Below are 13,009 nucleotides of genomic sequence, written 5' to 3'. Positions count from 1 at the left end.
CAAGATGAAAAAAACAGGGATTTTATTTCTGATAGTCAGTCTCTTACTGGTTGGTGTTTTTATTTATTCCGCCATCACTGGGAGTATTCATGTCACTCCGATTGAATTATTGGAAGGGCTCATCACCGGTCAACATGCACAGGTAGAAATCATTAAAGATTTGAGAATCCCCCGCATGCTCATCGCAATGTTTACAGGGGCAGCCTTATCTGTCTCCGGTGTACTATTGCAGTCGGTCATGAGGAATCCATTAGCTGATGCCGGCGTCATTGGCATTTCATCAGGAGCCAGCTTCTTTTCTTTAATGGCGATTACAGCGCTTCCTCAATTTTATTTCTACTCTCCTTTATTTTCGGTATTAGGTGGGGCCATTGCATGTTTCCTTGTATACGTCCTGTCTTGGAAGGGTGGTTTGAGCCCAATCCGTATGATTTTGGTTGGGATCGCCATCAATGCCATGTTTACAGGGATGGCAGAAGCATTTGTCACCATTTGCAGCTATTTCAATATCACGATTAATCAGTCAGGGCAGTCGAATCTCACGATGAAAACGTGGGGAGATGTCCGTTTAATCGGCGTCTATGGCATCGTTGGCCTTGTCGTTGCACTTTTCTTTAGCAGATGGTGTAACCTCTTGGCTCTTCAGGATAAGACGGCGAAAAATTTAGGATTGCGTGTGACCAGAATGCGCCTTTTCATTTCAATTACTGCGGTTTTACTAGCAGCGGTGACAGCTGCGGTAGCGGGCGTGATTGCCTTCGTCGGCTTGCTCATTCCGCACATTTCAAGAAGGCTTGTCGGCTCGGATCACCGGGTACTGATTCCATTTTCTGCGTTAAGTGGGGCTTTGCTTATTTTGACGGCTGATACGCTTGGCAGAACGCTTGTAGCGCCAAATGAAATCCCTGCTTCTACGATCATGGCCATCATTGGCGGGCCGTTTCTTATCTTTTTATTAAGAAGGGGGGACCGTCTCCATGGACATTCGTGAGGTGTCATTCTCCTATGACCAGCAGAAGAACATCGTTCAATCGGTCACAACACAGATTGAACAGGGGAAAATCACAACCATTATCGGTCCAAATGGCTCGGGAAAATCCACGCTGCTTTCCTTAATGGCGAATAATCATTGTCCCAATAAAGGACAGATTCACTTAGATGGGCAAGAGCTGAGTGCGTTCAAGCCAAAGGAACTAGCAAAAAAGCTAGCTGTCGTTCATCAGCAAAATGAGGCGCCGCTTGATTTAACGATCGAACGGGTCGTGGCATTTGGGAGAACGCCTTACCAGACGATGCGCGGGGGTGACAAGGAAGAGGATGAGAGAGCGATTGAGTGGGCGCTATCCAGTACAAAGCTAACGGAAAAACGAAAGGTGCCACTCGCCTCACTATCAGGTGGAGAACGGCAGCGAGTATGGATTGCGATGGCACTTGCGCAAAAAACACCGATCCTTTTCCTAGATGAACCGACAACCTATTTGGATATCTACTATCAATTTGACATTCTTGAGCTGATTCGAGAGCTCAATGTTGTGCATGGGTTAACGATTGTTATGGTGCTGCACGATATGAATCAGGCTGTTCGCTACAGCGATGTCATCATTGCGATGAAGGATGGACAGATCATTAGTGAAGGACAGCCAAACGATGTGTTAACTGAAGAGATGGTGCGGCACATTTATCATGTGTCCGTCACGATTAGACAGGATGCAGAAACAGGGATGTACATCGTGCCTGTTGGTATATAAGCTGTGCAAAAAGCAGGTGAGACAGTGTGAAACGAGGAAAACGGCTTTGGCAACGGATGCTGACAATCGTCTGTTTAGGTGTATTCATTTATAGCGGTACAGCCATCGGCTTAGAGCTCTTCGGCTATTATCAAAATCGTCAGGTGCTTGCAAAGGCCCAGACGATGTATGGACAAGAGGAAGAAATGAATGGAAAACGGGAACCGGGAAAGATCCGTCCGTCATTTGATGAGTTGCGAAAGGTGAATGACGACATTGTCGGCTGGATCAATATGAAGGACACGATGATTCAATACCCGATTGTTCAATCACGCGATAATGCATTCTACTTAACTCGCAATTATTTAAAGAACGACACCCGGGCAGGCAGTATCTTTATGGATTATCGAAACGACGTCCTACATGAAAGTCCAAATACAGTCGTGTATGGTCATCGGATGAGGGATGGATCAATGTTTGCTGGACTCACAAACTATTTAAAAAAGGATTTTTTCAACGACCACCGGACATTTCAGTACGATACACTGTATCAAAGCTACGAAGCGGAAATTTTTGCTGTGTATGAAACGACGGTCGACTTCGATTATATTCAAACCGATTTTCAGAATCTTGGCGAATATGCGCACTACTTGCAAGCCGTGCGTAAGAAGTCAATCTATCAAACGAAGACAGACGTGTCCACAGATGACCTGATCCTCACCTTATCGACCTGTGATCATGTGCTTGCACCTAAAAACGGGCGTCTCGTGGTACAGGCGAAGCTAAAGAAAGTTTACTAGAAAAGGAGAGACAGACGGTTGAAATTTTCACATGTGATCGTGGCGGGACTCGTCTTGATGCTTCTCCTCGGAGGATGCAGTCAAGCAGCACCGGTAGAGAAAGGGAGCACGCAAGGAGCGCTGAAGATAAAGGATTTTGCCGACAGAACGTTGTCGTTTGATGAATCACCTCAACGTATCGTCTCGTTGTCGACTGGAGACATGAGCATTATTTATGCTTTAGGCGGTGAGGTTGTCGGTCGTCCAACGACCGAGTTACCAGACAATTTACAAAAGGCAAAGTCCGTACAAACGATTGGCACAACGCATCAATATGATGTAGAGCTGATCACGAGTTTAAAGCCCGATGTTGTGCTTGGGAATGAACAATTAAACAGTAAGGACATCTCTACGATAGAAGGAATTGGGTCACAGCTTCTTTTGACAAGCGCCAATTCAGTGAAGGATATCCAGCGTCAAATTTCGTTATTTGGTGATTTGCTCGGGAAGCAGCAAAAGGCAAAAGCACTCAATGATCAAATCGATCAGCGGAAAAAGCAGGTCAAGCCGCCTAAGAAAAAAGTGAAAACACTCGTTGTGTACGGTGCACCCGGCACATATATGGCGGCACTTCCCCATTCCTTAAGCGGGGATTTGCTACACATCGCTGGGGGTGCGAACATTGCTGAGAATGAACCGGCGCTCGAAAAATTCCCTCAATACGCTCAAATCAATGCAGAAAAGGTCATCGAAGCCGATCCTGATCTCATTCTGCTGATGACACACAGCAAACCAGAAGATGTGAAAGCGGGCTTTATGAGCGAAATGAAACAGAATGCGGCATGGCACGATGTGTCAGCTGTCAAAAATGGACACGTCGAGATTTTGCCTAGTGATCTATTTGGTACGAATCCAGGCGCAGAAGTGATAAGAGCGATTGATGAACTAGAGAAGAGATTGAAGCGATTGTCATCATGAAAATGAATGCCGAGTTAGATTTTCAAAAAAGACAATCTAGACGAAAGTGGCTTATACCGGGACTGCTTCTCTCTTTAGGTGTGGGCGCATGTCTAGGGCTTGCATTAGGTTCTGTTCAATTATCACTGCCGGATCTGATCGCTGCTTTGACGGGATCAGGACAGCCTGTTCATGAAAAAATCGTGATGGATTTAAGGCTGCCGCGTGTCCTGATTGGTTTCATCGTCGGAGCCTGTCTCGCAGCATCTGGGGCGATTTTACAAGGAGTCGTCCGAAATCCACTTGCTGATCCTGGCATTATTGGTGTCACCGCTGGCGGCGGCTTGGCTGCTGTACTCAGCATGATTGTTTTTCCGCAATTTACGTATTTGCTTCCAGCCGCAGCCTTTCTTGGCGCTTTATTAGCGGCACTCGTTGTGTATGTGCTGTCATTTGACCAAGGGGTTTCGCCGCTTAAATTGATTTTGGCGGGAGTGGCAGTCAATGCTCTGCTTGGTGCGGTTATGAACGGGTTTATGGTGCTTTATAGTGAGCGGGTGCAGGCCGTTCTGCCTTTTTTATCGGGCGGATTAAATGGGCGGAGCTGGCATCACCTTAGCTTTGTGTCGCCATATGCGCTGGCAGGATTGTGTCTTTGTTTTTTTGCAATCAAGCCGGCAAATCTTCTCCTGCTTGGCGATGAATCGGCTCAGCTATTGGGCCTGAGAGTAGAGCGAACCCGATTTTTCTTAATTGCACTGGCGGCACTTTTAGCTGGTGCGGCTGTAAGCGTGAGCGGCTTAATCGGGTTTGTCGGGCTTGTCGTCCCTCATTTTATCCGTCTTTTAATTGGAGATGACTACCGGTATCTGCTGCCGATTTCGATGCTGGGCGGGGGCGTACTTGTGGTTTTTGCAGATACAGCGGCACGGGTCTGGTTTACACCGGTTGAATTGCCTGTCGGTATATTGCTAGCCTGCATCGGTGCACCTTTCTTCCTCTATTTATTAAAAAAGAAAGGGAGGGGTTAAGTTGGATGTGATTGCAATGGATGACGTGAGTCTCAGTCAAGGGGGCTTTCGGCTGTCTTCTATTTCAGCAGCTGTTCCTAAGGGACGAGTGACCGGAATCATTGGACCAAATGGGTCAGGGAAGTCGACTTTTATCAAAGCGGCCGCACGCCTCTCGTCGATAGAAAGCGGCATGATTTACATTCACGATATACCGCAAAAAGAGATGACGGCGCAGGAGATTGCAAAGGAGATCGCTGTTCTCATGCAGACGAGAACGGCCATCCCATCTATGACAGTACGTGAGCTGGTCGCACTTGGACGCAGTCCGCATCGCTCGATCTGGAAAAAGAGCTCGAAGACAGATCATGAAGCGATTGAGTGGGCGCTTGATGTGACGAATGCCCGCGGTAATGAAAACAGAATGCTGCATACATTGTCAGGCGGAGAAAGACAAAAGGCGTATATTGCGATGGCGCTTGCTCAGAAGACAGAGACCATTATTCTGGATGAGCCCACAACTTATTTAGATATTGCACATCAACTTGAATTATTAGAGCTGCTTAAACAGCTGAATCAGACGCATGGGATCACCATTTTAATGGTTCTTCATGATCTGCAGCAGGCAGCAAAATATTGTGACCGCCTCATTGCGATGAAGCGTGGTCAGGTGCACCAAATAGGGTCACCAACAGAAGTATTAACAGAAGACTTTTTCAAAGAGGTCTTTGGGATTCATGCAGAGGTTCACTTGGATGGAGAGCATCCGCTCATCATCCCAATCGCTTCGATCCAACAACAAAAGGGAGATGAAAAGAACATGATCATTGTAAACAACCAAGTAAGAGTAGAAAAAGGCAGTGCCGAGCATCTTGTCAAACGATTTAACAAGCAGGGACAAGTAGAATTCATGGAAGGGTTTTTAGGCATGGAAGTATGGGTCACACAGCAGACAACAGATTACGATGAAGTGACCATTCATACCCGCTGGAACCGAAAGGAAGACTTTGTGAACTGGACAAAATCTCAGGCGTTTGGTGATGCGCACGCTCATGGAAAAGCAAAACCTGAAGGGTTATTAAAAAACAAAATTACGTACTATGAAGTTCAAGTGACAAGACCTGCTTTACAGAAAAAAGCCTAAATGTCATTACAGCGCTGCCGCCGAGGTGCAGCGCTATTTTTTTTGCAGTTTTTTTCTTTCCGTCACATTTTTTTGACAAAGTATTCAAACAACTGACACAATACCATCCAAATTTTAGGTAAAATTTACTTTATTTTTGAAGCGTATGGGTGTAAAGTACAGGTATAAATAACTAACCGAATGAAATTCAAGAGTAAATTTTCACCGAGTGAACCATTTCAAACAGGCTATTGATTGTGAATTATTGAACAAGTAGTGAAGTTTTTGTGAAATGGTGAGCATAAAGATCTCGAATTATTCGGCATGTGAAAGTAAGGGAGGATGTAAGGCTGTGAGTGAGCTGTTTTTAGCAAGATTTCAATTTGCCTCAACGACATTATTTCATTTTATATTTGTTCCTATGTCTATAGGTTTGGTGTTTATCGTCGCATTGATGCAGACCCTTTATGTCGTCAAGAAAAAAGACATCTATAAAAAGATGGCGAAGTTTTGGGGGCACCTGTTCTTACTCAACTTTGCAGTAGGTGTGGTGACAGGGATTCTGCAGGAATTCCAGTTTGGGATGAACTGGTCAGATTATTCAAGGTTTGTCGGTGATGTCTTTGGTGCACCGCTTGCCATTGAAGCGCTTTTGGCCTTTTTCCTTGAATCTACATTTATTGGCCTTTGGATATTCGGCTGGGATCGTCTGCCGAAGAAGATTCATTTATTGTGTATTTGGATTGTTTCAATTGGTACGATTTTCTCAGCATTTTGGATTTTAGTAGCCAACTCATTTATGCAGGAACCAGTTGGATTTGTCATGAAAAATGGCCGTGCAGAAATGAATGATTTTGGTGCACTGGTCACGAATCCTCAGCTTTGGGTTGAGTTCCCGCACGTTCTGTTTGGTGCGCTTGCGACGGCAGCTTTCTTTATTGCAGGAGTTAGTGCCTATAAAATGATCAAAAAACAAGAAATCGCCTTTTTCAAAAAATCATTCCAGATTACCATGATCCTTGGTTTAATTGCTGGTTTAGGTGTAGCATTCACTGGACACGATCAAGCGAAGCATTTAATGAAATCACAGCCGATGAAGATGGCAGCAAGTGAAGCCCTTTGGAAGGATAGTGGAGATCCAGCGGCTTGGACGCTATTTGCTAACATAGACACAGATAAAAAAGAAAACTCTGCGGAAATCAATATTCCGTTTGCTTTAAGTTACTTGGCTTATTCGAAGTTTAGTGGAGATGTTCCAGGTATGCTGACACTTCAAAAAGAATATGAAGCCAAGTTTGGCCCGGGAGACTACATTCCACCAGTGAAAACAACATTCTGGAGCTTTAGAATCATGGTCGGTGCCGGCATGCTCATGATTTTTGCTAGTATGATTGGCTTGTACTTGAGCTTTAAAAAGAAACTTGAAACGAACAAATGGTATTTACGCTTCATGGTAGGGATGATTGCGTTCCCGTTTATTGCGAACTCAGCTGGCTGGATCATGACGGAGATCGGGCGTCAGCCGTGGACCGTCTTTGGTATGATGACGACGGCTCAATCGATTTCACCGAACGTATCGTATGGCATGCTGTTATTCTCAGTCATTAGCTTTACGACCATTTATCTGATTCTTGCCATCTTGCTTGCCTACTTATTCATTCGAGAAATTAAAAAAGGTGCACATTCTGAAGAGAATACAGATCAAAAGGATGAAACGGACCTGTCTACAGATCCATTTGATGGAGGCGCATATCATGGCATATCTTAACGAGATTTGGTTTATTCTTGTCGCAGTATTGTTTGTTGGTTTTTTCTTCTTAGAGGGATTTGATTTTGGTGTAGGGATGTCCATGCAGCTGCTTGGAAAGGATGGGCATGAGCGCCGCATTTTAATCAATACGATTGGTCCTTTCTGGGATGCGAATGAGGTCTGGCTGATTACAGCTGGTGGTGCTATTTTCGCTGCATTTCCTCATTGGTATGCCACGATGTTCAGCGGATACTATATTCCGTTTACGGTTCTCCTATTAGCGCTCATTGGGCGGGGGGTCGCCTTTGAATTCCGAGGGAAGGTTGAGAAAGCCTCTTGGATCAAAACATGGGACTGGGTCATCTTCTTTGGCAGTCTGCTTCCGCCATTTTTGCTCGGTGTGTTATTCACCAGTATTTTACGCGGAATGCCAATTGATCAAAGTATGAACATGTACGCTGGTTTCACGGACTTTGTGAATCTTTATTCAGTGATCGGCGGGTTGGCAGTGACGGTTCTTTGCCTCCTGCACGGATTGATTTTCGTCACACTTCGTACAGAGGGTGATTTAAGAAAGCGTGCAAGAAAGCTTGGTCAGCGTGTCCTGCTCATTGCATTGCCAGTGCTTGTCCTATTTGTCGGCGTGTCCATCATGGAAACAGACATTTATACCGTGCGCCCGATCATCACCATTCCGTTAACCGTGCTGATTGTGGTTTGTTATGTAGCGGCTCTTGTCTTTATGAGAAAAGAGCGTGATGGCTGGACATTCTTATTCACAGGTGCGGGCATCATGCTGACTGTGACAATGCTGTTCACGGCATTGTTCCCGCGTGTGATGATTAGTTCGATCAACCATGCGTTTGACCTCACCATTCACAACGCTGCATCAGGCTCTTATTCACTGACGGTCATGACAATTGTCGCCATTTCTTTGCTGCCTTTTGTGCTTGGGTATCAAATTTGGAGCTATTATGTCTTCCGTAAACGTGTAAGTGGTAAGGAGCCAATGACCTACTAATGGATAAACGTTTGCTTCAATTAAAAGGAATGAGAGGGCTTCTGGCCCTCTTAGGTATTGTGTCACTCATTCAAGGAGCAAGTATTATTTTCCAAGCACAGTGGCTGGCACATGCCATTACAACGCTGTTTGACGGGAAAAGCCTCTCGCAGGCAACGCCATATGTCTTGCTGTTTCTTGCTGCCTTTGCGGTGCGGCACGGTCTCACCTTCATTCGAGAGAAAGTGATGTTCACCTACTCCTCCCGAATTGGAGCAGACGTCCGGAAGCAGCTGTTAGACCAACTCTTTCGTTTAGGTCCAGCCTTCACAAAGAAAAAAGGAACAGGAAAGCTTGTGACATTAGCGATGGAGGGAATTGCCCAATATCGTCAGTATTTACAGCTGTTTTTGCCGAAAATGGTGAACATGGCTGTTATTCCGGTGATGGTCCTCGTTTATGTTTGGACATTAGATGGAACATCTGCCGTTATTTTGATTGTGACGCTGCCAATTTTAATTGTTTTTATGATTTTGTTAGGTCTTGTTGCTCAGCGGAAAGCGGCCAAACAATGGAGATCGTATGAGAAATTATCCAATCATTTTACTGATTCCCTCCGTGGTCTTGAAACGCTTCGTTACTTAGGTATTAGCAAAAAGCACTCTCGTAATATCGCCGAGGTGTCAAAGCGATATCGAAAGGCGACCATGAGCACGCTGAAGGTCGCATTTCTTTCATCGTTTGCCCTCGATTTCTTTTCCATGCTATCGATTGCAACCGTTGCTGTCTTTCTTGGCTTACGATTAATTGAAGGAGAGCTTATGTTATTGCCAGCTTTGACGGCGCTTATGTTGGCTCCGGAATATTTCCTGCCAGTACGTGAAGTGGGAAATGATTATCATGCGACGTTAAATGGAAAAGAAGCGAATGAGGCCATTCAGGTCATTTTAGAAGAAAAGGGCTTCCGCTCGCAGGAGACACAATCCGTGCAGTTGAAGCAGTGGAATGAACAAGCTGTGCTTACGCTGCAAGATATTTGTGTCCTGCATGATGAACATGCGCCTTATTCCATTCAGGATGTAGACCTCACTGTCAAAGGGAAGAAAAAAATCGGAATCATTGGTGCAAGTGGTTCGGGGAAATCGACGTTAACTGATGTCCTCGGAGGTTTTGTTGAACCGTCTTCAGGTCAAATCATGCTAAACGGTCAGCCGCTTGTTCATTTACAGATGAAAGAATGGCAAAAGGAAGTTGTCTATATGCCGCAGCACCCCTATTTGTTTCACACGACATTAAGAGAAAACATTCGTTTTTATGAACCACATGCAACAGACGAAGAAGTGGAAAGAGCTGTGCAGGAGGCTGGCTTATCTCAGCTGGTAGAAGAGCTGCCAAATGGACTGGATGAGGTCATTGGAGAACAGGGCAGAGGGCTAAGCGGGGGACAGGCGCAAAGAATTGCGCTTGCTCGGGCTATGCTGGGCCAGCGATCCATCATGCTGTTAGATGAACCAACGGCGCATCTCGACATTGAAACAGAGTATGAATTGAAGAAAACGATGCTTCCGCTATTTGAAGATAAGCTCGTGTTTTTAGCGACACATAGGCTTCATTGGATGCCGGAGATGGATGAAATCATTGTCATGGCTCATGGAACCATTGCAGAAATGGGCACACATGAATCATTAATGCAAAGAAAAGGTGTGTACTATCAATTGGTACAAGAGCAAATGGGGGCGGTCACACATGGTCAGTAAAGGCTGGTTTATACCTTATATCAAGGAGAATCAAAAGCTGTTTGCCTTGGTGCTTTTTTTAGGGGCCGTTGCGGTGTTTTCTGCTTCTCTGCTGATGTATACGTCGGGATTTCTGATTTCAAAAGCTGCCACAAGACCTGAGAATATATTGATGGTCTACGTTCCAATCGTGGCTGTACGCACCTTTGGTATTTCACGTTCTGCTGCTCGTTATGCAGAAAGGCTGGCGAGCCATCAGCTCATTTTGACGATGATTGAAAAAATGCGGGTGCGTCTGTATGACATGGCTGAACGAAGTGCCAAACAAACGAAGCTTGGTACAGGAGAAATGCTTGGGCTCTTGTCAGAAGATGTAGAGAGATTACAGGATGCGTATTTAAAAACAATCTTTCCATCCATCGGTGCGCTGCTTTTATATGCAGCATCGATTGGGGCACTTGGCCTTTTCTCATGGCCTTTTGCTGGATTGATGCTGCTCTATATGGCACTTCTCGTATTTGTTTTCCCATACGTCACAGTGCTTGTAAACAGGGCGAGACAAATACAAATGAAAAAAGGCAGAAATGAACTGTACAGCCATTTAACAGATGCGGTCATGGGCGTTAGTGACTGGCTGTTTAGCGGCAGACAGAAAGATTTTGTTGATGGCTATGAACAGAAAGAAGCGCAGCTGTTAGCGCTTGAAGCTGCTAAGCACCGGTTTACCCGTCTGCGCCAATTTTTTGCGCAGCTGATCATTGGAGGAGCAGTTGTGCTTGTGGTGTACTGGAGCGGATCGGTCGTTCAGTCAGGCTCTATGTCACACACGCTCATTGCGGCCTTTGTGCTTGTGCTGTTTCCGTTAACAGAAGCCTTTCTTCCGCTTTCAGATGCGGCAGGTGATATTCCTGTTTATCAGCATGCTGTTAGCAGATTACATCGTTATGAAAAGCAGTCGTATGAAGGAGAATCAGAGAAGGAGTTAGTTGATCAGTCAACCATTTCTCATGATCAAGCGATCTGTTTTGAACAAGTGTCCTTTGGATATGATGCGCATCAGCACGTGCTAAAGCACCTTTCGTTTTCGCTTAAACAAGGAGAATCACTCGCTCTCTTAGGAAAAAGCGGTGCAGGCAAATCAACCATTTTAAAATTGTTAGAAGGGGCGGTCGTGCCAAATCAAGGTGCTGTCAGCATTCAGGGGAAACCGGTGCAAAGCATTCAAGAGAACGTGTCAGCTTATGTGTCTGTCCTCAATCAACAGCCTTATTTATTCGATACGTCTGTTTTAAACAATATTCGCTTAGGGTCCCCAAGCGCGACAGAAGAGCAGGTGAAAGAAGCGGCGAGACAGGTGCAGCTGCACGATTATATTGAATCTTTACCAGAAGGCTATCACACAGGTGTACAGGAGACAGGAGTTCGGTTTTCAGGCGGAGAAAGACAGCGAATGGCGTTAGCTCGGATCTTGCTGCAAAACACACCGGTTGTAGTATTAGATGAGCCAACCGTCGGACTTGATCCTCGGACAGAGCGTGAATTGCTTGAAACAATCTTTCATGTGTTAAAAGGGAAAACCGTCATTTGGATTACCCATCACCTGACTGGCTGTGAGGCGTGTGACCGCATCATGTTTATTGAAGATGGCCGCATTGAGATGCAGGGGAAGCATCAGGATTTACTGAGAGAAAACCCACGTTATCAAAGGCTGTATGAGATGGATCGTCCGTTTTCTACAATATAAATAAAAGAAATGACAAGAACGTTCGGACAGGTGATCTCTGCCCGAACGTTTTGTGGTTTAAGGGTTTACTTTTCCAACACCAGCATTTGATACAACTTCTGATTTAACATTGTTCACGTTAAGCAAAGAGTAGTTATAAGGAGGGTTGTACGTACCTGTTGAAGACGTTGGCAGATTGCCTGTGCTGTTAATATAAGAGTTGTTGATGACATGCCATGTACCCACTTGACTGCTGTCCCAGCTACCGATCGCATTTTTGGTGTTTTCAAATACGTTGTGCTCAATTCTCATTTTCGCGCCCATACGAGAGTTGATCGCAGTTGTAAGGATGCCTTTGTAATAGTTGTTATACACATGGCCTTCCCCGAAGCGCATAGACGGTACACGAGAATTCAGGTTTTCAAACCGGTTGTTGTGGAAAGTGATTTTTCGGTTGTAGTTATCGTTATCGGAGCTGCCCATCAGCATTGTCTTCCAGCTGTCATGGACATAGTTCCAGGAGAATGTAATGTAATCAGCGTCATTTTTCACATCAAATAATCCATCATAATCATCCTTACCAGAGTTCAACGTGTTGTACAGTTCATTATGATCCACCCATACGTTTTTAGAAGCGCCTTCGATTCCGATGGCATCCTTATCACCGATTTTACTGTGATGGATTTTCAGGTTGCGGATGATCACGTTATTGGCTCGCCATATCTTAATGCCAATTCCGTTAAATTCGCCTTTCGTGCCTTTACCGACGATGGAGACATTGTTTGTATCTTTGACATCAATTTTATTTGCAGATGTATTAGAAGGGGTAATCGTCCCGTCTACAATGATTTTTAATTTTTCATTTGTACCTTTACTTTTAAGGGCGGCTAATAGTTCATTTCCGGTTTTTACTGTCACTGTTTTACCGCCTTCACCGCCTGTTGTGCCGCCATTCAACGTGGAGAATCCTTGCTGATTAAAATTGGCCATAATAGAAGGACTTTCTGGATATTTGGCTGCCGCTTTTGCCTCCCCATTTGGTGCAAATAATGAAGTCACGAGACCAACCGCTAACACACCAGCTAACATTGGAACTTTTTTCTTCAAAATCAACCTCTCCATTCTATATTGATTTAATGTAAACGTTTCCAAAATAAGCTGCGACTCAAACGCTCCTCCTTCTTTCGCCGGCATCGCCTCATTC

General features: G+C 45.0%; 11 protein-coding genes. 10 read left to right on the top strand and 1 reads right to left on the bottom strand.

Annotated features, from left to right (window positions below; genetic code table 11):
* Positions 1-4 precede the first annotated feature (4 nt).
* The 10 genes from C6W18_RS09340 (at position 5) to cydC (ending at position 11,826) form a co-directional block, all read left to right on the top strand.
* Positions 5-991, top strand: a complete 987-nt coding sequence (locus C6W18_RS09340) for a FecCD family ABC transporter permease (protein ID WP_105927399.1) — start codon at positions 5-7, stop codon at positions 989-991.
* Positions 978-1,748: an ABC transporter ATP-binding protein gene (locus C6W18_RS09335; RefSeq protein WP_034321842.1), complete on the top strand. Its 771-nt coding sequence runs from the start codon at positions 978-980 to the stop codon at positions 1,746-1,748. The genes C6W18_RS09340 and C6W18_RS09335 overlap by 14 nt, the downstream gene beginning before the upstream one ends.
* A 26-nt stretch (positions 1,749-1,774) precedes the next feature.
* Entirely contained in the window at positions 1,775-2,527 is a 753-nt protein-coding gene (gene srtB, locus C6W18_RS09330) for a class B sortase (protein WP_105927398.1), read from the top strand.
* 18 nt (positions 2,528-2,545) lie between these two features.
* Positions 2,546-3,484, top strand: coding sequence for an ABC transporter substrate-binding protein (locus C6W18_RS09325; protein ID WP_105927397.1), 939 nt, complete (start codon positions 2,546-2,548; stop codon positions 3,482-3,484).
* On the top strand, positions 3,481-4,494 hold the full coding sequence (locus tag C6W18_RS09320; protein WP_105927396.1) for a FecCD family ABC transporter permease: 1,014 nt from the start codon (positions 3,481-3,483) through the stop codon (positions 4,492-4,494). The genes C6W18_RS09325 and C6W18_RS09320 overlap by 4 nt, the downstream gene beginning before the upstream one ends.
* Position 4,495: 1 nt before the next feature.
* Positions 4,496-5,617: a heme oxygenase gene (isdG, locus tag C6W18_RS20525; RefSeq protein ID WP_105927395.1), complete on the top strand. Its 1,122-nt coding sequence runs from the start codon at positions 4,496-4,498 to the stop codon at positions 5,615-5,617.
* Positions 5,618-5,948: 331 nt separating this feature from the next.
* Positions 5,949-7,364, top strand: coding sequence for a cytochrome ubiquinol oxidase subunit I (locus C6W18_RS09310; protein WP_105927394.1), 1,416 nt, complete (start codon positions 5,949-5,951; stop codon positions 7,362-7,364).
* Positions 7,351-8,367 (top strand): cytochrome d ubiquinol oxidase subunit II, encoded by a 1,017-nt coding sequence (cydB, locus tag C6W18_RS09305; RefSeq protein ID WP_105927393.1) that lies wholly within the window; start codon positions 7,351-7,353, stop codon positions 8,365-8,367. The genes C6W18_RS09310 and cydB overlap by 14 nt, the downstream gene beginning before the upstream one ends.
* Positions 8,367-10,103, top strand: a complete 1,737-nt coding sequence (cydD, locus tag C6W18_RS09300; protein ID WP_105927392.1) for a thiol reductant ABC exporter subunit CydD — start codon at positions 8,367-8,369, stop codon at positions 10,101-10,103. Before cydB ends, cydD begins: the two co-directional genes overlap by 1 nt.
* Positions 10,093-11,826, top strand: a complete 1,734-nt coding sequence (cydC, locus tag C6W18_RS09295; RefSeq protein WP_105927391.1) for a thiol reductant ABC exporter subunit CydC — start codon at positions 10,093-10,095, stop codon at positions 11,824-11,826. The genes cydD and cydC overlap by 11 nt, the downstream gene beginning before the upstream one ends.
* 57 nt (positions 11,827-11,883) lie before the next feature.
* Here cydC and C6W18_RS09290 read toward each other — a convergent pair whose 3' ends face one another.
* Positions 11,884-12,915: a pectate lyase family protein gene (locus C6W18_RS09290; protein ID WP_223251680.1), complete on the bottom strand. Its 1,032-nt coding sequence runs from the start codon at positions 12,913-12,915 to the stop codon at positions 11,884-11,886.
* Positions 12,916-13,009 lie beyond the last annotated feature (94 nt).

Origin of the sequence: Bacillus sp. LLTC93, from assembly GCF_002993125.1 — a bacterium.
Taxonomy (GTDB): Bacteria; Bacillota; Bacilli; order Bacillales; family Bacillaceae; genus Bacillus; species Bacillus zhangzhouensis.
Note: the sequence above shows the minus strand (reverse complement) of the source record. Positions and strands in the feature narration are given on the sequence as shown.

Coding starts and splice junctions, on each gene's coding strand:
- C6W18_RS09340 (WP_105927399.1), top strand. CDS start 5: ATGAAAAAAACAGGGATTTTATTTCTGATAGTCAGTCTCTTACTGGTT.
- C6W18_RS09335 (WP_034321842.1), top strand. CDS start 978: ATGGACATTCGTGAGGTGTCATTCTCCTATGACCAGCAGAAGAACATC.
- C6W18_RS09320 (WP_105927396.1), top strand. CDS start 3,481: ATGAAAATGAATGCCGAGTTAGATTTTCAAAAAAGACAATCTAGACGA.
- cydB (WP_105927393.1), top strand. CDS start 7,351: ATGGCATATCTTAACGAGATTTGGTTTATTCTTGTCGCAGTATTGTTT.
- cydD (WP_105927392.1), top strand. CDS start 8,367: ATGGATAAACGTTTGCTTCAATTAAAAGGAATGAGAGGGCTTCTGGCC.
- cydC (WP_105927391.1), top strand. CDS start 10,093: ATGGTCAGTAAAGGCTGGTTTATACCTTATATCAAGGAGAATCAAAAG.